The organism is Pirellulales bacterium (assembly GCA_019636335.1).
GTDB lineage: Bacteria > Planctomycetota > Planctomycetia > Pirellulales > JAEUIK01 > JAHBXR01.
Genome location: JAHBXR010000008.1, coordinates 174,714 through 194,436, shown reverse-complemented (window position 1 = coordinate 194,436; position 19,723 = coordinate 174,714). Strand labels below are relative to the sequence as shown.

13 protein-coding genes are annotated in these 19,723 nt (G+C 65.1%); 5 read left to right on the top strand and 8 right to left on the bottom strand.

Translation table 11 applies throughout. From position 1 onward, the window contains the following. Positions 1–82: 82 nt before the first annotated feature. A complete protein-coding gene (locus KF708_10575) occupies positions 83–1,588 on the top strand; it encodes a sulfatase (GenBank protein MBX3413122.1) in 1,506 nt (501 codons plus the stop codon). A 35-nt stretch (positions 1,589–1,623) separates the two neighbouring features. Here KF708_10575 and dcd read toward each other — a convergent pair whose 3' ends face one another. From dcd to KF708_10540, 7 genes are all read right to left on the bottom strand, one after another. After that, positions 1,624–2,220, bottom strand: coding sequence for a dCTP deaminase (dcd, locus tag KF708_10570; GenBank protein MBX3413121.1), 597 nt, complete (start codon positions 2,218–2,220; stop codon positions 1,624–1,626). Beyond that, positions 2,217–2,495 carry a hypothetical protein gene (locus KF708_10565; GenBank protein MBX3413120.1) on the bottom strand — a complete coding sequence of 93 codons (279 nt, stop codon included), beginning with the start codon at positions 2,493–2,495 and terminating at the stop codon, positions 2,217–2,219. Before KF708_10565 ends, dcd begins: the two co-directional genes overlap by 4 nt. A gap of 109 nt (positions 2,496–2,604) precedes the next feature. Beyond that, entirely contained in the window at positions 2,605–3,585 is a 981-nt protein-coding gene (locus KF708_10560; protein ID MBX3413119.1) for an electron transfer flavoprotein subunit alpha/FixB family protein, read from the bottom strand. A gap of 25 nt (positions 3,586–3,610) precedes the next feature. After that, positions 3,611–4,357: an electron transfer flavoprotein subunit beta/FixA family protein gene (locus tag KF708_10555; GenBank protein MBX3413118.1), complete on the bottom strand. Its 747-nt coding sequence runs from the start codon at positions 4,355–4,357 to the stop codon at positions 3,611–3,613. A 139-nt stretch (positions 4,358–4,496) separates the two neighbouring features. Beyond that, complete coding sequence (locus tag KF708_10550; GenBank protein ID MBX3413117.1) at positions 4,497–6,425, bottom strand: acyl-CoA/acyl-ACP dehydrogenase; 1,929 nt, start codon at positions 6,423–6,425, stop codon at positions 4,497–4,499. Positions 6,426–6,569: 144 nt separating this feature from the next. Continuing rightward, positions 6,570–7,727, bottom strand: a complete 1,158-nt coding sequence (gene fadA / locus KF708_10545) for an acetyl-CoA C-acyltransferase FadA (protein MBX3413116.1) — start codon at positions 7,725–7,727, stop codon at positions 6,570–6,572. Between the two features lie 109 nt (positions 7,728–7,836). Next, positions 7,837–9,978: an enoyl-CoA hydratase/isomerase family protein gene (locus tag KF708_10540; protein MBX3413115.1), complete on the bottom strand. Its 2,142-nt coding sequence runs from the start codon at positions 9,976–9,978 to the stop codon at positions 7,837–7,839. Between the two features lie 881 nt (positions 9,979–10,859). Here KF708_10540 and KF708_10535 point away from each other — a divergent pair. The 4 genes from KF708_10535 to KF708_10520 are packed head-to-tail and all read left to right on the top strand — an operon-like array spanning position 10,860 to position 16,936. Continuing rightward, the gene (locus KF708_10535; GenBank protein MBX3413114.1) at positions 10,860–12,497 is read left to right on the top strand and encodes a hypothetical protein; all 1,638 of its coding nucleotides are present in this window, start codon (positions 10,860–10,862) and stop codon (positions 12,495–12,497) included. Next, positions 12,466–14,391, top strand: coding sequence for a phage holin family protein (locus tag KF708_10530; GenBank protein ID MBX3413113.1), 1,926 nt, complete (start codon positions 12,466–12,468; stop codon positions 14,389–14,391). Before KF708_10535 ends, KF708_10530 begins: the two co-directional genes overlap by 32 nt. Then, positions 14,388–16,055: an ATP-binding cassette domain-containing protein gene (locus KF708_10525; GenBank protein ID MBX3413112.1), complete on the top strand. Its 1,668-nt coding sequence runs from the start codon at positions 14,388–14,390 to the stop codon at positions 16,053–16,055. The genes KF708_10530 and KF708_10525 overlap by 4 nt, the downstream gene beginning before the upstream one ends. Then, on the top strand, positions 16,052–16,936 hold the full coding sequence (locus KF708_10520; protein MBX3413111.1) for an energy-coupling factor transporter transmembrane protein EcfT: 885 nt from the start codon (positions 16,052–16,054) through the stop codon (positions 16,934–16,936). Before KF708_10525 ends, KF708_10520 begins: the two co-directional genes overlap by 4 nt. On the opposite strand, the gene KF708_10515 is transcribed toward KF708_10520, so the two are convergent. Further along, positions 16,885–19,704, bottom strand: a complete 2,820-nt coding sequence (locus KF708_10515) for a HEAT repeat domain-containing protein (protein MBX3413110.1) — start codon at positions 19,702–19,704, stop codon at positions 16,885–16,887. The two genes, KF708_10520 and KF708_10515, sit on opposite strands and share 52 nt — an antisense overlap. Positions 19,705–19,723 lie beyond the last annotated feature (19 nt).

Sequence of the window (19,723 nt, the reverse complement as noted above, 5' to 3'; positions counted from 1 at the left end):
GATTCGCCTCGTCGCACGTGCCCTGTTAACATGCGAAGCAACAAATCGGTTGCCCCGTCTTCGCCCCGGAGCGTGCTGAACGATGCGACGTCTGATCGATCTGCTGATTGGTGTGACGATGGTCTTGATCCTCCTGCCCGCGATCTCGCGCGGCGCGGAGAAAGCCCGTCCCAACGTCTTGTTGATCTGCGTCGATGATCTCAAGCCGGCGCTCGGTTGCTATGGCGATCCCCTGGCGAAGTCGCCGAACATCGACAAGCTCGCCAGCCGGGGCCTGCGCTTCGAGCGCGCCTACTGCAACCAGGCGGTCTGCTCTCCCTCGCGCAATTCGCTGCTGACGGGGCAGCGGCCTCAGTCACTCGGCATTTACGACTTGGCGACGAACTTTCGAATCGCCGCGCCCGATCTCGTGACCTTGCCGCAGCACTTCAAACAGCAGGGCTATCGCACCGAGTCGCTCGGAAAGATCTTTCACGTCGGGCATGGAAACCAGGACGATCGCGTGTCGTGGTCGGTGGCCTCTTGGAAGTCCGACCGCGACGCATACGTCTTGCCCAAAAGTAAGATCCGCCGCGGCTCGACGCGCGAAGGCACGCCTTCCCCAAGCAGCCCCGCGAGGAATCGACCCCGCGGCGCGGCGTACGAGGCGGCCGACGCGCCGGACAACGCGTACCCCGATGGCGCCACGGCCGATGAGGCCGTCCATCGCTTGCAGGCGGCGGCCACTAGGCCGGATCAACCGTTCTTTCTCGCCGTCGGCTTCGTGAAGCCCCACCTGCCGTTCTGCGCGCCGCGGAAGTATTGGGACTTGTACGACCGGGCGTCGTTCGAGCCGGCCGCGCGTCAGACTCCTCCCGACGGCGCCCCGGAGTACGCGCCGCAGTTCGGTGGCGAGCTGCGCCGCTACAAGAATATTCCCGGGGAAGGCCTTCTTCCCCCCGAATTGCAACTGACCTTGCAACACGGCTATTACGCGGCAATGAGCTATATGGATGCTCAGATCGGCCGCGTGCTCGACGAGCTCGATCGACTCGACCTGGCCTCGAACACGATCATCGTCTTTTGGGGCGACCACGGGTGGCACCTGGGCGACCACGGCATCTGGTGCAAGCACACCAACTACGAGCAGGCGGCGCACATTCCGCTTATCGTCGTGGCGCCCGGCGTGACGCAGGAGGATACCGTCTCTTCATCGCTCGCCGAAACGGTCGACATTTATCCCACGCTGTGCGAGCTGGCGAATCTACCCCGTCCCGCCGCGCAGGAATTCGACGGTGCGAGCTTCCTACAAACGCTGCGCGATCCCTCGCAGGCCACCAAGGACGCGATCTTCCACGCCTATCCACGCACGCCAAAAGATCGTGAACCATTGATCGGCCGCGCCGTGCGAACGTCGCGCTACCGGCTCGTCGAATGGAAGCAACCCGGCGCCGATCCCGCCACGGCAGACCTCGAACTCTACGACTACGAAGCCGATCCGGCGGAGCTGAAGAATCTGGCTGCCGAGCAGTCGGCGGTCGTCTCCGAGCTGCGCGAGATTCTGGCACAACAGCCAGAAGCAAGACCGCAAATCACACGGCCGCGGTAATTTAAGTAGACAGGCACTTGTACCAAGCGCGCGGACTAGGTTCGAGTATCCGGACCTTGTATTGAGAATTTGCCTTCATAGCCCTTTTCCGGTGTCCCATCAACGACTTCGAAGATGAGTTGGCAAATGCGCATTCCGGCTTCAAGTTTTACGTCCAGAGGGCCAATATTCCACATCTCGAGTTGTAGAGGACAGCCCGGATACGAATCGTCGTCCTTCTTATACCCAAAACCAGCATGAATGGTTGGTGCTGTCACATGAACACCGATCCCGAGGCGGGCAAGGCTGCTCTTGCCTTCGACTCGCGCAGCTAGACGAGATTGGTGGGGAAGCTGGACTTTCTCCATGGTCCAGCCAAGTAAGAATGACTGTGATTTGAATTTGTAACCTTCCTCAGGAATATTGATCTGCTTGGAGTATCGATTCCGCACTGCATCAAAGTTGTAGTCGGATCGAGTTGGACAGACGACCGACTCGACTCCATCGCCCCCCGGTGGTTCCCACAAGACAAGTTCCTTTGCCAATCGCAAGTCGACCGCTGTCGATGACCAAGCTTCTGCAGGAGGCTCTTCGGTAAGCTTAAGTGCCCCGCGAGCAATTGCAGCTTTGATTTCTCGATCCGAGAGAATCATGTATAGGCCTCTATGGGCTCATCAATCTGTTCTGATTTAACCCAAAGCCGATTTGCTCCCGTTTCAGCTTCGTGCGGCAGTTCGATCAAGACGGCACGATTTCGTTGGTCGATGTGGACAACTCCGACCGGCAAGAAATGGAGTTGGTCCTTGTCTGTAAGAAAGTCTCGCTCCACGCGGATGAAATGAGTGCGGCCATGGTAGTCTTTGAAACTGGCTACGGCTTCTGATGCGCGAAGACCATTCGAAACGTTATCGCAACGAAGTTTTGCCATGATGGAGATCCTTTTCTCGCATGACTCGTAAGAGAGCACAGATAACGCCCGTTACTTCCATGATGGCGCAAAGACTAGCATCGGCACAAGCCGTTGACAATGTTGGCAACTAACCGCGGTGCTTCTTCACCGCCGCCGTCAGCGCCGGCACGGCCTCGAACAGATCGGCCACCAGCCCGTAGTCGGCCACCTCGAAGATCGGGGCGTTGGCGTCCTTGTTGATCGCCACGATCGTCTTGCTGTTGCGCATGCCCGCCAGGTGCTGAATGGCGCCGCTGAGACCGCAGCCGATGTAGAGTTTCGGCGCGATCACCTTGCCTGTCTGGCCGACCTGAAAGTCGTTCGGCATCCAACCCGCGTCGACCACGGCGCGACTGGCGCCAACGGCGGCGCCGAGCACGTCGGCCAACTCCTCGAGCAGCTTGAAGCCCTCGGCGCCACGCGTGCCGCGTCCCCCCGAGACCACGGTGTCCGCCTCGGTCAACTCCGGTCGTTCGAGCGGCGTGCGATTCATCTCGACGAACTTCTTGCGAGCATGCGCGAGCGTCGCCGGCAACTCGGCCGCCTTGATCGGCGCGGCGGCGCCAGTCGCGGCAGGCGGATCGAACGACGACGCGCGGCACGTGGCCACCGCTGCCGGCCCGACGAGATCGACGTCGGCCAGCAAATTGCCCGAGAAGGATGGCTTCGTAATGCCGATCTTCGAGCCATCGCACTCGCCGAGGGCGAGCACGTCGGACGCCATAGGGGCCTTGAGCCGGGCGGCGACGCGCGGCAGACAATCGCGCATGGCGGTCGTGGCGGGGCCGGCGACAAGTCGGTATCCGCCCGACTTGGCAACCGCGCCGATCGCGGCGGCGTGCGCTTCGCCGGTCGGTTTGGCCAGATCGGCGTGATCCCCCACGAGCACGGTGCGTGCGCCATGCTCGGCGACGCCGGCTGCGGCCGAGCTTGCGTTCGGACCAAGCAGCAAGGCATCGCACGCGCCGCCGACGAGGCCCGCGGCCTTCAGACCAAAGCCCAGGGCCGCCAGCTCGCTACGCGAAGGGGTCTCGCCGCCGGGAATCAAGACAATCAAGACGTCGGACATCGGGCACCCTACGAGTAGAGGATTTTCAGACGAGATTCTTGGCAATGAGTCGCGCGGCGAGCTCTTCGACCGATTCAACGATCTCGCCCGCCTGTCGTGGCGGCAACGTGTGGTAAGCGGCCACCTTCAGTCCCTGCTCGGGCAGGTCGGCCACTTCGGCCAGCGGCATCACGTCCGAGGGCTTCTTCTTGGCCTTCAAAATGCCGGGGAGCGACGCGTAACGCGGCTCGTTCAATCGCAAGTCGGTCGTGATAACGGCCGGTAGACCAACTTCGACCGTCTCCAGCCCGCCGTCGACCTCGCAGGTAACTCGGGCGATCTTGGCCGCCGGGTCGACCTCGATCTTCGAGGCGAACGACGCGTGGGGCCAGTCGAGCAACTCGGCCAGCATCAAGGGGACCTGGCCATTCTCGGCATCAATGGCCAGCTTGCCCATCAGCACCAGGTCGGGCGACTCTTTTCGTACGGCGGCCGCCAGGGCCGTGGCGGTCTGTAGCGGATCGAGCGGCTGGTCGGTGTCGACCCGCAGCGCGCGATCGGCCCCCATGGCCAGGGCCGTCTGTAATTGTTCGGACAAGCCCGCGGGACCGACCGTGACGGCGATGACTTCGCCCCCGTGCTTCTCGCGCAGACGAAGCCCCTCTTCGACCGCTAGCTCGTCGAAGGGGTTCACTTCGTACTGCAATTGATCGGTGACGAGCCCCCCTTCGGGCGTGAGCTTCATCCGCGTGTCGCGCTGCGGCGTGCGCTTGATCGTGGCGATGATCTTCATGAGAGGCGTGCAATGGTGAATGAAACGACACGCCCGGGGAGACGATTCCCCGGGCGTGCCGCGGATTTTACTACTCGCAAGGTTGCTGCGGGTCGCTCGGTGGCGTTCACGCCACGGAGCGGCCTGCGGCTGCCGACAACTACTTGGCGTACGGCATCAGGATCTCGTCCGGCTTCATCCCGGCGATCGACTTGAAGCCGCCGTCGGCGATCGTGGCGCCGAGCTTCGTGGCCGCCTTGAAGTACGCATCGGTCGGACGCTTGCCGGTGAGGCCGCGCTTCAGGTCCTGGCAGGCGACGTCGGCCGCTGCCCGCACCACTTCGTCATCCTTGCGGGCACCGTACAGCGCCGTGCAGAGCATGACAGTGGCGTCCTGGATGCGACGCGAGATCTCGGACATGCGGCACTGGCGATCGGCCAGGCCAAGCTGATGCTTGCTCATCGTGCCGCTGATGTCCTGCGGCGAGCGCTGCAGGAAGTCGGCCGCGAACTCGGCGTGAGCACGCAGCGCCGCCGGCATCGGCGGCAGGGTCGGGGCCGATACACGACGCAGCTTCTGACCGATGACCCACTTGCCGTAGGCCGTGGCCGGACCACGCAGCGCCCAGAAGTGGGCCGGGTTCGCCAGGTTCGGCTTCTTGATGCCGGCGGCCATCAGGGCCTTGCCGATCGGCTCGAAGAACTGCACGCCGTGCTGCTTCACCAGCGACTTGAAGAAGGCCATGCCGAGCACTTCCCCTTCACCCTCGTAGATGCACGGGGCGAGGTATTCATGCACGTTGTCGCCGAACAGATGCCCCTCGAGGAACGAGCGGCCGCCGTGTGTCTTCATGAAGTACTCGATGGCGGCGTGCTTCTGGGCCTCGCTGCCGAAGATCTTCGCGATGACGCATTCCATTTCGCCGCGGTAACCCTGATCGATGAGACCCGAGCACCACTCGACCAGCGCGTCGCTGGCGGTGATCAAGCCGGCGAGGCAGCCGAGACGGCGCTGCACCAGTTCGCGGGTCGCGATCGGCTGGCTGTAGGTGACGCGGAAGTTCGCCCAAGGAATCATCGAGGCGAGCATCACGCGCATCATGCCCGCGGCGTTGGCACACAACGCCACGCGCCCCAGGTTCAGGCCGTGGTAGGCGATCGTCAGGCCGTCGCCACGCTGCACCTTGAGCAGGTTCTCGGCCGGCACGCGGAAGTTCTTGAAGATGATGCCGCGGTTGTACGCCCCACGAATGGCGTAGAGACCGTACTTCTTGAGCTGAAACTCTTCGTTTTCCTGCTCGGGCAAGTCGGCAATCAACACGGCCGGCTTGTTGTCGATCAAGCAGACGAGGCCCACCGTGCGCCCCGGCACGACGTTCGTGATGAACAGCTTCTCGCCGTTGACGACGTACGAATCGCCTTCGAGCTTGGCCACCGTGCGCAGCGCGGTGAGGTCCGAACCTGCCCCCGGCTCCGTCAACGCGAAGGCCGACAGGCGCTCGCCGCTGGCCAGCTTCGGCAGGTAGCGCTTCTTCTGATCGGCGTTACCGAAGGTGCGAATCGGATCGACCGCGCCGATACAGCCGTGGACCGAGGCGAGACCCGCGACGGTCCCCTCGAGCGTGGCCATCTTGGTCAGGAACGGAGCAAACGCCGAGAACGGAGCGCCGGCGCCGCCGTACTCGGGCTTCACCAGCAGACCCCAGTAGCCGACGCCGCCCAAGTCGTTCAGCAGTTGCTCGCGGAGCTTGCCGTCTTCGTTGTAGAGCGTGCCCGCCTCGCGGTGACGACGCACCACCTCGAGCGAGTCGTCCATCACCTTCTGCAGCGCCGGCGAGATCGTGGCGGGCTGGCTGGTGAAGAGATCGATCGGCAGTTCCTTGTCCCACACCGCGCGGTGGGCCGGGCTGTTGACCGTTTGATACTGCGGCTTGAACAGGGCCTCGACCTGATCGTCGGCCTTGTCCAAAGCACCCGTTCGTCGGGCTTCGTCGTCGCTCTTGCCGGCCAGGCGGAACGCCGTTTCGGCAAACGAGGCTTCTTCTTTCTCGGGCTGCGGTTTCAGTTTGTCTGGCGCATCGGTACTCATGCTTGCTACCCTTGTCTAGTCATGCCTTGTGTTGTTGCGGCTGCTTGACCGACGCGCACTCCGCGTCAACAGGCCATGTATCTCATACCGGAGTTATGGTAATCGGGTGTCAGAGACCGGGCAACGAAACCCACGGGCTCGGTCCTACACTCGTTCAAAAATAGTGGCGATGCCCTGGCCGACACCAATGCACATCGTTGCCAGACCGACGTTCGCGCCCCGATCGATCATGTTGTTTACCAGGGTGGTCGTAATGCGAGCACCGCTGGCGCCGAGCGGATGGCCGATGGCCACCGCGCCGCCGCGGACGTTGATCTTCTCCTCGTCGAGCTTCAGACCGCGAATGCAGGCCAGCGCCTGGGCGGCAAAGGCCTCGTTGAGCTCGATGACGTCGAGGTCTTCGATCTTCATGCCGGCACGCTCGAGCGCCTTCTTCGTGGCGGGGATCGGGCCCGAGCCCATCACCGCCGGGTCGACCCCCGCAATGGCCGTCGCCTTGATGCGCACGAGCGGCTTGAGCCCCAGCGACTTGGCCTTTTCTTCCGACATGACCAACATCGCCGCGGCGCCGTCATTCAGCGGCGAACTGTTGCCCGCCGTCACGGTGCCCATGCCCGGCACGAAGGCCGGCTTCAACGCCGAGAGTCCTTCCATGCTGCAATCGGCACGCACGCATTGATCGGTGTCGAGCAACACGCGGTTGCCCTCTTCATCCTTGCCCCAAGTGGGGATGATCTCGCGCTTGAATTCTCCCTTGGCATGCGCGGCCGCGGCACGCTGGTGGCTGCGCACGGCGAAGGCATCCTGCTCCTGACGCGAGATGCCTTGGGTCATGGCCAGAAACTCCGCCGTGAAGCCCATGCCCAGCGCGGCCTTCGACGTGCGGTGGAAGAGCTTCGGGTTGGGGTCGGCGCCGGCTTCCATCGGAAAGTGACCCATGTGCTCGAGACCACCCACGATCTGGCAATCTTCGAAGCCCGACATGATGGCGTGCGTCGCCTGGTGCAGCGCTTGCAGGCTCGAGCCGCACAGGCGATTCACCGTCGTGCCTCCCGACTCGATCGGCAACCCCGCCATCAGGCCGACGACGCGGGCCACGTTCATGCCCTGCTCGCCCGTCTGCTGCGTGTTGCCCAGCACGATGTCTTCGATCTCTTTCGGATCGACGCCCGAACGCTCGATCAGCGCCTTGCAGACGGCGACCGCCAGGTCATCGGAGCGGACGTCGCGATAATAGCCCTTCTCCTTGTGGGCGCGTCCGACGGGAGTGCGAATGCAATCAACGATGACGGCCGATTTCATCGATTTCTATCTCCGGTGCAATGAGTGCCGCGTTCGGGTCTCGTCGTGCGGCGCTTGTGAAGTTTATTGGTCGGGGTGTTTGTTTTCAGCAGGAAGTCGACGCGTGGCCTTAGCCGTAGAAGCCGCGTCCTTCCTTGGCCAGTTGTTCGAGCATGGGAGTGGGCTTGGCCCGGGCACCCAGCGATTCGAGCGGCTTCAGCATTTCGAGGATCTTCTTCGCGCCGAGCGTGTCGGCCCAGAACAGCAGGCCCCCCTTGAACGGCGGGAAGCCCGTGCCGAAGATCAGCCCGAGATCCACGTCGCGCGGATCGCGCACGATCTTCTCGTCGAGAATACGCGTCGCTTCCAGCAGCATCGGCAGGAACAACCGCGAGACGATCTGCTCGTCGGTGAACTTCTCCTGCTTGCGGATCAGCGGGTTGATGATGTCGCCCAGCGTCGGATCCGGCGCGCCCTTCTTCTTGGGATCCTTGTAGGAGAAGAAGCCCACGCCCGACTTCTGCCCCAAGCGGCCCGCCGTGTACATCGCCGGCAACAGCGGCGACTCCACCACGCGATCGGGGAAGGCGTCTCGCAGCACCGAGCCGGCGAAGACCGCCGTGTCGATGCCCACCACGTCGTACAGCGTGATCGGACCCATCGGCATGCCGAAGTTCTTCGCCGCACGCTCGATCGCCTTGATCTCGGCGCCGTCGAGGATCAACTCGAGCGCCTCGTTCATATAGGGCAACAGCAGGCGATTCACCAGGAAGCCCGGGCCGTCGTTCACCACGATCGGCGACTTGCCGATCGCCTTGGCGTAGGCCACGGCGGTCACCACCGTCTCGTCGCTCGTCTTCGCGCCGCGGATCACCTCGACCAGCGGCATGCTGCGCACCGGATTAAAGAAGTGGATGCCGCAGAATCGCTCGGGACGCTTGAGCCCCTCGGCCAGCCGGCTGATCGGAATCGTCGACGTGTTCGTCGCCAGGATGGCGTCGTCCTTCAGCAGCGGCTCGATCCGGGCGTACAGATCCTTCTTGACCGTCGGGTTCTCGACCACCGCCTCGATGATCAGATCGCAACCGGCGAACTCGGCATCGCTGAGCGTGCCATTCACGCGCGGGGCATTCTCGAGCAGCTTCTTCGGGCTCGGTCCCCGGAGCTTCTTGTCGTACGAGACCGCCTCGAGAACGTTCTTGACCCCCTTCTCGAGCGCGGCGGGCATCGCGTCCGAAATCGTGATCGTGTAATCCTTGCGGAGCGTGGCGGCCGCGATGCCGGCCCCCATGATGCCCGCCCCGAACACCCCCACCGACTTGAGCTGCTTCGGCTTGATCGTCGGATCGGCGACGCCGGTGTCCTTCTTGTTGCGATCGGTCAGCAAGAAGACGTTGATCAGCGAGCGATTCACCGGCGAACCGAACAGGTCGGCGAAGCCTTGGCTCTCGGCCGTGCCAGCGGCGTCCTCGTCGAGTCGCGCCGACTGCACCATCACGTTCAAACAGGCCAGCGGCGCCGGGTACTGCCCTTTCGTCTGCCCTTGGATGTAGCCCTGCGAGGTGGCGAAGAGGAACGTCAGCTCCGTGTCGTCGAGCGGCAGCCCCCCCTTCCAACGCTCGCGATCTTGCTTGTACTCGCCCGACTTCTGCTCGGCGCGGACGAGGCGAATCGCCGCGTCTTGAATCTTCTCGGGAGCGACGACGTCGGAGACGAGCCCCATCTTGTAGGCCGCTTCCGCATCGCACGGCTCGCCGCTGCAGGCCAACTCGACGGCGTTGGCCAGACCGACGACGCGCGGGGCCCGGACCGTGCCCCCCCAGCCGGGATAGATGCCGATCTTCACCTCGGGAAAGCCGAACTGCGTCTTGCGATCGTTCGCCATGATGCGGCGATCGCACCACAGCGACATCTCGGCGCCACCGCCGAGACAGACGCCGTCGATGGCCGAGACCGTGACGCACGGCACCTTCGACAGCCGCTGGAAGAGCTGCCGGCCACGGGTCGTCATCTCGACGATCTGTTCCTTGGTCACCTCCTTGGCCGAGGCGAACTCGGTGATGTCGGCTCCGGCGATGAACGCGCCCGGCTTGCCCGAACGAAGGATGATCCCGGCCAGACCCTTGCGCTTTTCGAGCTCGTCGAGGTGATTCTGCAGTTCGAGCATCACGTGAGATGAGAGAACATTGGCCCCTTTACCGGGGGCGTCGAACGTGAGGACGGCAATGTCCCCTTCGACCATCTCGAGCTTGATGCTGGGTGCGTCGGCCATCGCAAATAGTTCCTCGGAAAGATGTAGTTGGTGTGCGGTGGAAAGTCGCTCGGCGGCGACCTTCGTGTCTTGTAGGTCAGGTACTCCGTACCTGACACAACCTATTGGAGCGCGGCGAGTTCACCTTCGCCAGCTCGCTGCGACGGGGCCGTCTCCGTGGAATGTCCGGTACGGAGTACCTGACCTACGGCGCTCGTCGGCTACGATATCGAACCAGCGCGACGGCCGAACTGCTTCCGTTCGACACCGCGCAAAGAATCTCGCAAGATTGAGTAAGGTGTTTTTATAACACACCCCTCCCAGGCAGGCAGGGGTTAAGGTAGGCAATTTTTTCTATAATCATCATAAATCTAGACAATGCTCGGCCGGCCCCCTTTCATCATCTACGGCGGGTCCCTCCGGCGTCCCGCCGTCGCCATCGCGGTGGCCGAAAATCGCAGGCGCGGCGAGGCGCGACCACAGGTAAAGTGAACGCCGCTAGCCATCGCGCGCGTCGTTTCCCCCCAGGATGAAACGTCTACCCACGCTGCGTATCCCAAAGTCACGTTCGTCTACCCAAGGCCATGACCGCGACAACGCCCAGCCTGCCATCGAATGCCGCCCTGCATGCCTCGGCCCGAGCGATCGCTGGTGCGCGATGGTGCGCGGTGGTCCGCGATGGTGCGCGTATTCGGATGCCTCATCAAGGCTTCAGCGCACAGCCCGGTCTTCGCTGCGCAACTACCCACTGCCCAACAACTTGCTGCCAGATCCGCGGCTTGCGGAACGACCGCATGGTCCGCAGTGGTGCGCGTGGTGCGCGAACCAACGCATTCGCGCTGATAATTTGGCGCCGCGTGCCACGGCTGGCTTTGCTGCTCTGCTTGATTGTCAATCAGGCAATGGCCCAAGACCCTGTGCAATTCGTTCGCCAAGGCCTTTCCGTTAGCGTTCCCGGCGACGTTTCGATCCGCGATGCCGCGGGCAACGCCATCGATATCGACGATTCAGTCACGCTCGACGAGGGATCGAGCCAGCGGCAGATCCTCTTCTTCGATTGGCAACCGCGCGCCGAGTATCGCATCACCGTCGATCGTAAAGCAGAGCAAGCCATGCGTGCTCCGGCTGCTCCGAGTCCCTACCTCGTGCGCACCATCCCGCTCGAAGACGCCTCGGCCTCGGCCGGCGCCGGCATGGGAGCCGCCACGGGCACGCCCCCCGACAGTGTCGTGCGTTTTTCGCCCGACAATCGACTCCTCGCCATCGGCACGTTGGCGGGGCATCTCCGCGTGGTCGACATCTTTACCGGCAAGCTGCTTCATCACCAGCGCATCAGCGAAGGGCAGATCAAGCAGCTCGCCTGGTCCCCCGATGGACGGCAGCTCTACGTCGGCGAGCAGAGTCCCGATGCGAATCTCTTCGCCCTCGCCCTCCCCTCGGAGCATGGTAACGCCAAGGCATTCCGGCGGATTTGGACGTTACGTTTGGCCGATCAACTCGAGTCGAGCCGTCTACCGCCGGGGGATCGATACGGAGTCTACTCGCTGCCGGCCGTACACGATCTCGCCGTCAGCGACGATGGCCGGCTGTTCGTGGTGGGACTGCACAGTTGGTCGGTCGGCGGCACGCCCCGCGTCCGCTCGATGCTCTATTCCGTCTCTGCCGATGGGAAAACGCTCTGGCAATTCCCGGGCGAGCGTGCCGCGGAACTGTCGATCACGCATGCCGCGATCGATGCGGCCGGTACGAAGCTCGTCTTCCTGGCGAATCCGCCGATCTCCCCCGAGGCGGAACCGCGCGTCCGCGGCAACACGTTCTATCAACTCGACGGACTCTCGGGAGAGGTCGTCTACCGCTACTCGCCGAACCCGCTCGAGCCACACTTTCAACGACTCGAGGCCTGGGATTCGGTGGCCGTCTCGCCACGAGGAGATCGCTTCGGTCTCGGATTGGCCGATGGTCGCGCCTTGCTCTTTCTGCCTCAAGCAGGTCGGCCGCCGCGAGTCGAGACCTTTGAACTCGGCACGCCGGTGCTGGTCGGGGGCCTTCCCGTCGCTGCCGCCTGCAGCTACACGCGGGCCTTTGGCGACACCATCTACTTCGAGACGCAAAACTCGCACGTCCCCTTCGGCAGCCCGCAGGCGGCCCATCAGGCCCCCGCGCCCCATCGCGGGGCCAACATGCTGACGGCCTTGGGGCTCGAAGGCTCCGTCCGCTGGCGCTATCGTGGTCCGTTCGCGCTGTCGGGCGTGTGGTGCAATCGAGCCGAGGGGGAGGCCGATCCTCGCTGGCTGATGGTGACCTGCCGCGAACTGCCGGGCGCAGGCGAGCCGGGGCAGTTCGGCTTTCTGCTCTTCGATCTCGCCCGTCCTGGCGGTGGGAGCGACAAGCTGGTGTACTACTACGCGACCGAAGGTCCCGTCATCTTCAATGCCGACATCAGCGCCGACGGGCGCTGGATCGCGGTGACGGAAGTTCCCGCACCGACGCCCGATGGTTTCGACTTGTATGGCACGCACCAGGTTCACATTGTGCATTAGCGCCGCGCGCGGCATCGTCGCGCTCGTCGTGTGCGTGCTGTTGGGGGGCGGTTGCGAGCGGCAATCTTCGCAGGCGGAACTCGCGCCTCCGCAGGTCGAATTCACCCACTTCGGCCTGAGTGTCCACTTTTCCCAGCCCGTCGCCGCCGAGCGACTCTTGGTTCGCACGTCAGGGGGGACGCTCGAGCGAGAGCTTCCGCTGACCGGACAACGTCGTGCGTTCGACGTCCCCTTCGACTGGCAGCCCGGCACGACGTACGTGCTCGAATGGCAGCTTGCCGACCGCCAGCTTCACACCACCGTCACGGCGCCGCCGGAAAAACCAACGTGGCGGGGGACCCTCGAGGCCCCCTGGGGTCAGGGGGGCGTCCCCTTGGGCGAGCCCCCTGTCTGGCGGGCGCTGCTGCCCGAGGATGGACAGCTCTCGTTCGGCCTCGTGCTCGAGAATCTCGTGCAGACGCCCGCGCGATTCGAGATCATGCTGCGCCCGGAGCAGAGCATGGATCTCAACAGCGAAGATCCGGATCTGCAACACACCGACGCAGGCGATTACGTTCGCACGCTCGGATTGAACGTGCAGCACGATTACGCGCAGGTGCTCGGCGAGGCACGCCTGCGCGCCGACGCGGACACGGCGCGCATCGAGGTGATCGTGCGACGCGTTGACGCCATGCCTCCGGAAGAACAGTCGATCACGCTCGAGCTACAGCGGGTGTCGCGCGAACGACTACGTGAACTGATCGCGCCGGGCAACGTGGCCTTCCCCTGCGATCCCCAAGGGCGCCCTCGGCCAGAACGCCAGGGAGACACCGTTACGCTTCCCGACGCGGTCTGGGCGACCGTGCGGCGCTGGTTGCAGCCGACCGAACGGGTCTTCAACTTTCATGGGCCGTACGCCTACCAGGGCTTGCCGATCGAGAATCGCAGCGATGTACCGCTCAATTTGCTTCTCGAGTCGGAGGTGGTCGCCGCGAGTGGTGACGCGCCGCTGTTGAACTTCGCCCCGCCCGTTTGGGCGGCGCCGCGCGAGTCGGCCACGGCCGTACACCTGTTGCGCGTGCCTCCGCGCGAGACCGCCTGGGCCGTCATCCCGCTCTTTGTGCGTCCCGAGACGTCCCCCGGCGACTACGTGCGCCAGATCCGCGTTTCGCTCGCTGGGAGCGCCGCGCCGCTCTACTCGATCGATGCGCCGCTGCGCGTCGTGCGGGGCAACCCGGTCGTGGCCACGGTGGCGGCTGCGTCGCTGGTCGTTTCGGCCGTGGCGTGGCTCCTCTTCTTCTGCGTCGGGCGACGCTGGATCGGCTCGCTTGGCACGACGAGCCTGGCCGTGATCGGCATGCTGGCGGCCCTCCACTTTGCCGTGTCGTTCGGCTCGCGCATCGCAGGAGACGTGATCGCCGCCGTGGCGGGTCCTTTTGCCATCTTCCTTGCCGGTGTCGGCAACGAAGGACTCACCTGTCTCGTGCTGGCGGCCTTGGTCGTGCTCGTCCCTCGCCCCGGCACCGTCACGGTGTCGAGCCTCACGGTCTTCTTGTTAAACGCCATGTTCAGCGGGCAGTTCGGCCTGCTCGACGTCGTCTTCGTCACGGTGAGCATCGTCTGCAACGAAACGCTGCTCGCGCTCGCCGGCGTGACGACGCGCAGCACCTTTGCTCATGATGAGGCAACAACGTTCTCGAGATGGTCGACGCGCTGGCGTACCGCCGGCGCCATCGGCCTGGCGAATGGGCTCGTGCTGTTTGCCCAGTTCTGCCTGATGCAATTACTCGTGCGCCTTTTCTTTGCCACTTGGTACGTCACGGCGGTGGCGCTCATCGTGGGGGTGCTCTACGGCACGATCGGCGCGCTCGCCGGTGCGGCCCTCGGGCAACGATTGCGGAGCACCGCGCGATGAGTACTCCCCCCCTGCAGGTCGTCGATCTCGGCTACACATTCGCCGGCCGAACGGTTCCGTCCTTGGCCGAGATCGATTTCACACTCGAGCCGGGCACGTGGACTCTCCTCGCGGGACGCACCGGCTCGGGCAAGTCGACGCTGCTGCGCGCGCTGGCGGGACTCATTCCGCATCACACCGCGGGCACCATGCGGGGACGGGTCGAACTCGATGGCCGGGACACGCGCCACATCACCAGGGCCGAGCTTGCCCGCACCGTCGGCATCGTGTTCCAATCGCCCGACGATCAGATCTGCAGCACCACCGTGGCGGCCGAAGTCGCCTTCGGGTTGGAGAATCTTTCGGTCGACGAGGCCGAGATCGGCGAGCGCGTCGCCGCGGCCCTCGCACGGGTCGGACTCGCCCAATTCCGCGATGCCCGCACGGCCCATCTCTCCGGTGGTCAGAAGCAGCGCCTGCTGTTGGCGAGCATTCTGGCGATGGAACCCCAGATCGTGCTGCTCGACGAACCCCTCAGCCAGCTCGATCGCGCCACCGCGGGCGAACTGCTGCAAACGCTCGACGACTTGCGCCAGGCGGGGCTGACCCTGGTCACTGCCGAGCATCGGTTGGACGAGATCATCGACCATGCCGATCGGCTGCTCGTGATCGACGAAGGCCTGCTCGTGGCCGATCTCGATCCGCGCGACGTCGCACGCGTACACGCCGCGCTCGCGCAGCACGACCTCGATCCGCCGGAACTCTACGAGTTGGCCGTGCGAAGCGGACAATCGCTGCATGCTTTGTTCTCTCATGCTGGCGACATCCCCTCATCCCCGGCGGGAGAGGAGCCGACCGCGAGCGGGCCTTCACACTCAGTCACCAAGAGAAATTCGCCGTCACGGCTGCTGAGCGTCGAGCAACTCACCCATCGCTTCTCGCGACGCGCGGAACCGATCTGGAACTCGTTGAGCTTTGCCATTCGATCGGGCCAGCGCGTGGCACTCGTCGGACCGAATGGCTCGGGCAAGAGCACCCTTCTGTCCGTCTTGGCCGGAGTCATGCGGCCCAGCGAAGGAAAGGTCGACGCGCCCGCGATCGACCGCGACCGCGCGGCGATCGGGCTCGTGCTGCAGAACCCCGACCTGATGCTCTTTTCGGCCACCGTGTGCGAGGAACTGGCCTTCGGGCCGCGGCAGTTGGGGCTCGATCCCGGCGAGGTGGATCGACGCGTCGCCAATGCCGCTGGAGCGCTCGACCTGGTCGACATGCTCGACGAGCCGCCGATGGCCCTCAGCCAGGGAGAGCGGCTGCGCACCGCCGTGGCGGCTACGCTCACCCTCGCGCCGCGCGTTCTGCTGCTCGACGAACCGACGACCGGACAAGACCTGCGCCAGGTCGAACGCGTGATGCAGGCCATCACCGCCGCCTTGCAAGGTCCCGCGCCGGTCGGCGCGGTGCTGTTCGCCACGCATGATTTGCGCTCTGTCGCGCGCTATGCCGATCGCGTGCTGGTGCTGACGGGTGGCCAACTGCTGGCCGACTGCACGCCCGAAGAGTTCATCGCCCGCGACGAGCTTCTGCGGCAAGCCCGACTGCTGCGCACGCCACTGCTCGAGCTGCGCAGACAACGCGGGCTGCTCGGTTGGACTCCAGCGGAGCTGGCCCAGGAGCTTCGAGCATGAGTGGCGGACTCATTCTCTCCGACGCGCACGGCGCGCCGTGGCTCACGCGGTTCGATCCGCGCCTCAAGCTGGCCTGGCTGGCCTGGGTTTCGACCCTGAGCATCGTTCTCGACAGCACCGCCGCGCTGGCGACCTTGTTCATCGTGGCCGCGCTGTCGGTCGTCGCACTCCGCATGAGGGCAACGGCATGGCTGGTCGTGTTCGCTCTTTTGCTAGCCATCGTGTGGAGCACGCTGCTCAGCCAGGCGCTCTTCTATGCCGAATTGCCGCGCACGGTGCTCGTGCGCTTGATTCCACCCTTCGAATGGAACGGCCGAGTATGGTCGGGACTGTCCCTTTCACGCGAGGGCGCGCTGTACGGTCTGACGCAATCGTTGCGATTGCTCGCCGTGATGATGGCAGGTCTCACCGTCTGCCTATCGACCAGTCCCGAGCGATTGCTGGCGGCGCTGGGGCGCCTGCGCGTGCCGGTGGCGATTGGCTTTACCACGGTCACGGCCCTGCGGTTTCTTCCCCTCTTGGCCGACGAGTTGGCCACTGTCCGCCGGGCGCGCCGACTACGCGGTTACGGCGGGTCTCGCACCACGCGATTCTCGCTCCGCGGCGAAGTGGCGCTGTTCTATCCCGTGCTCGCCGCGGGATTGCGCCGCGCGACGACCCTGGCAGCCTCGGTCGCCAGTCGAGGATTCGATCCGCTCGAGCGCCGCACCTACTACCCGGCACTCCGCTTCCGTTCTATCGAGTGGCTCATGCTCGGCACGCTCGCCGCGACGTGGATCGGCATCGCGACAGTGAAGCTCTTGTACTGGCTCTACCTGGCCGAGCTGTTCTACCGCCCGTCGCTGCGCGGCTGGTACGACGTGGCCCGGCTCTGGCTTTGATCGCTCGCCGGCGCGGCCACGGAGAGCGGAGCGTTCGCCGACGGGCGCCTGGCCACGGCGGGCTGTACCGCCGCCGACTCGTTCGCACGCTCGAACCAGCGCCGCCAGCGAATGGCCTGTTCGTCGAGCGTGGGTGGCGTGACGTCGTTGCCGCGGCCGATGTTCTGTCCCACGACATTGGCCAGACTCGCCGCGGCGGCTCGTTTCAACCCTGGCGGCCCGTCGAGCGAATTCATCAGCGCCGCGGTGTATTCGGCGTGGGGAACTTCGCCCATCATCCGCACGGCCTGCATGCGCACGTCGAGATCGAGATCGTACACCAGACGCTCCAGCGCCGCGCGGCCACTCTCGTGCCCCGCGCGGGCCAGGGTTCGTGCCGCTTCGAGCTGGACGAAGCGATCGGGCGTGGCGAGCAGCGTTTCGACGGGCCGCGGATCGGCCAGCATGCCCGGTTCCCCCAGCGCGCGAACGCCCGCTCGCACCACGGTTGGATCGGCATCGGTCAAGCTCGGCAGCAAGACCGTCACGTGGCGCGGGTCGGCATGCTGGGCCAGATACTCGCAGCCGCGGCGGCGCACGTCGGGCGCTTCGTGCGTCAGTGCCGCATACGCCAGTCGCACCGCGGCCTCGTCCGGTTCAGAGGCGGTAACCACGAGCGCGCTCCGCCACACGTCGGCATCGCGCTCGACCATGACCTTCTCGACCAGGCGCACGAGCGCCAAACGCGATAGCGGGCGCTCACGGACTCGTGCGACCAGCGAGCTCGCCGCGCGACGCCGCTCGACGATCTCCGCGGCGTCGAGTTGCAACAGCACCTCGAAGACCGCATCGCGCTCGGGGAGCACGTGGCGGTAGAGGGCCTCGGGAATGGGCCGGCCACGCTCGAGCGCGAGCACCGTGAGGGGCGCAAGCAAATCATCTTCCATGGCCGATAATGCAGCCAGGGCTGCGGCGCGATCGTTCGCGTTCGCGCCAGCCTGATCGACGATCGACAGCAGTTGATCGACCCGCGCCAGTTGTATGCTATACGCCGTCTCGCTCGTCTGCGGAGCCAAGGTAGCCGTGTTGAGCGAGGCGCCCGCATTCGCGCCAGCCACGGGCTGCACCGGCGAGGCAACCTGTGCCACTTGCGGCGCGTCGACTTCCTGCGTGGTGAGTGATTTGAGGTCCGTTTCTTCATCGACCGCGGCCGCAACGATCTGTTCGGTGGCCGCGCGACGTTCGAGGGCACCCAACGCCTCGCGCTGCGCGTCGAACGGCGCATCGATCGGGAAGTTGGTCGCCTCCGACCAGCGCTCGGCCAGGTGCGCGAGCGCCCCTTTCTTCGTCGCATAGCCCGGCCGCTGCACGGCCAGCAGCCACAAGGGGGCCGCCTCTTCAAAAGGCCACGCCGCAATCGCCTCGACCGCGGCGGCCTGCACCATCGGACTCTGATCGGTCAGAAGCCGCGCGGCGAGCTTGCCCGGTCCCGCTCCCCGGAACCCGCCGATGCCGCGCGCCACCGCCGCGCGCACGCGCCACGATTGGTCCTGCACGGCCAGGTACAAGGACGACTCCGATTGCATCGTTACCAGTGCCTCGGCCGCGGCGATGCGAATCACCTCGGGACGCTGAGCGCCCAGTTGCTCTTCGAGCGGCACGCGCGAGCCCTCGCCTCCCAGTTGCCCGAGCGCTCGAATCGAGGCGAGCTGCACGGGCAACTCGTGATCGCGCAGGCCTGAAGCGATGGTCGCCACCGCCTCCGGCGAGCCCGACTTGGCCAGCGCCAGGAGCGCTACCTGACGTACCCGGCGATCGGGATCGTAACGCAGTTCGTGGGCTTGCGGAGGCAGTGTCACGCCCGGGTTCTGCGACAGAGCCGCCAGCGCGACGATCCGCACCTCGGCGGCCTGGCTCTTCAGGGCGGCGGCATAACGCTGCTCGGCGCCAGGTGCATTTTGTTGGGCGAGTGCCCGCAACAACTCCGCGTGCAACTCGGGGAGATAACTACGAACTCCCTCGCCAAAGCGGCCATACTCGTCGAGCAACTCGTGCAGGGCCGGTTGCGCCGCGGCTGTGTCCAGGTAGCCGAGCGCCTCGGCCGCCGCGCGGCGGCAGGGAAGATTCAATTCGCTGCTTTCCACCGAAGCAATCAGCGTCGGCAGGCAAGTGGTGTCGTCCTGGCGCGCCAGGGCGATCGCCGCGTTGGCCGCCACCACCCGCCGCGTCGAATTCAACGCCACGCGCAGGTTCGGTCGTTTCTTGGCAGGACGCGCGAGGATTTCTTCCACGCCGACGTGACGCCAGCGGTATTCGCTCGGAGCGCTGGCGGTCGGTTTTGAAGTGCGATGGTTCGGCGCCGCGGCGCTCCCTGCTTGCAGCACCGGCGCCTGATCGTTGAGGTGATCGCGCAGCCAGTCGATCTCCCCCGCGCGGCGCGAAGTCTGAAACCAGATGTCGCTGCCCAGTTGACGTTCGACGTCGGCCAGCGCCGCCTCGCGCTCGACTTCCTCGGGCGCGAGCTTTTCCCCTTTCGACTCCCCCTTCGACCTGGCGGCGTTCGTGGCCGCGGTTGAAGAGGGCGCGCTGGCGTCAGCATCGGGCGCCTCGGACGTTGTCGCCAGCGCGTCGGGTCGCTCACTGAGGTTCAGCGTCTGGCAACCGACGATCGCCAGGCACAGCAGGCACGGCGACAGTCGGACCCAAGCGCGCGTAGCGAGAGCCGCGGCACTTGCGATGGAGCAAGAGCGGGCATCCATGCACGCTGGTGATGAGAGAGTGTGGGACATGGTCGGGCAAATCCATTCG

What these genes read in the sequence shown, in the direction of transcription:
- KF708_10515 (MBX3413110.1), bottom strand. Translation starts at nt 19,704, where the DNA reads ATGTCCCACACTCTCTCATCACCAGCGTGCATGGATGCCCGCTCTTGC.
- KF708_10550 (MBX3413117.1), bottom strand. Translation starts at nt 6,425, where the DNA reads ATGAGTACCGATGCGCCAGACAAACTGAAACCGCAGCCCGAGAAAGAA.
- KF708_10560 (MBX3413119.1), bottom strand. Translation starts at nt 3,585, where the DNA reads ATGTCCGACGTCTTGATTGTCTTGATTCCCGGCGGCGAGACCCCTTCG.
- KF708_10530 (MBX3413113.1), top strand. Translation starts at nt 12,466, where the DNA reads ATGGCACGCACCAGGTTCACATTGTGCATTAGCGCCGCGCGCGGCATC.
- KF708_10520 (MBX3413111.1), top strand. Translation starts at nt 16,052, where the DNA reads ATGAGTGGCGGACTCATTCTCTCCGACGCGCACGGCGCGCCGTGGCTC.
- dcd (MBX3413121.1), bottom strand. Translation starts at nt 2,220, where the DNA reads ATGATTCTCTCGGATCGAGAAATCAAAGCTGCAATTGCTCGCGGGGCA.
- KF708_10525 (MBX3413112.1), top strand. Translation starts at nt 14,388, where the DNA reads ATGAGTACTCCCCCCCTGCAGGTCGTCGATCTCGGCTACACATTCGCC.
- fadA (MBX3413116.1), bottom strand. Translation starts at nt 7,727, where the DNA reads ATGAAATCGGCCGTCATCGTTGATTGCATTCGCACTCCCGTCGGACGC.
- KF708_10540 (MBX3413115.1), bottom strand. Translation starts at nt 9,978, where the DNA reads ATGGCCGACGCACCCAGCATCAAGCTCGAGATGGTCGAAGGGGACATT.
- KF708_10575 (MBX3413122.1), top strand. Translation starts at nt 83, where the DNA reads ATGCGACGTCTGATCGATCTGCTGATTGGTGTGACGATGGTCTTGATC.
- KF708_10535 (MBX3413114.1), top strand. Translation starts at nt 10,860, where the DNA reads ATGGCCCAAGACCCTGTGCAATTCGTTCGCCAAGGCCTTTCCGTTAGC.
- KF708_10565 (MBX3413120.1), bottom strand. Translation starts at nt 2,495, where the DNA reads ATGGCAAAACTTCGTTGCGATAACGTTTCGAATGGTCTTCGCGCATCA.
- KF708_10555 (MBX3413118.1), bottom strand. Translation starts at nt 4,357, where the DNA reads ATGAAGATCATCGCCACGATCAAGCGCACGCCGCAGCGCGACACGCGG.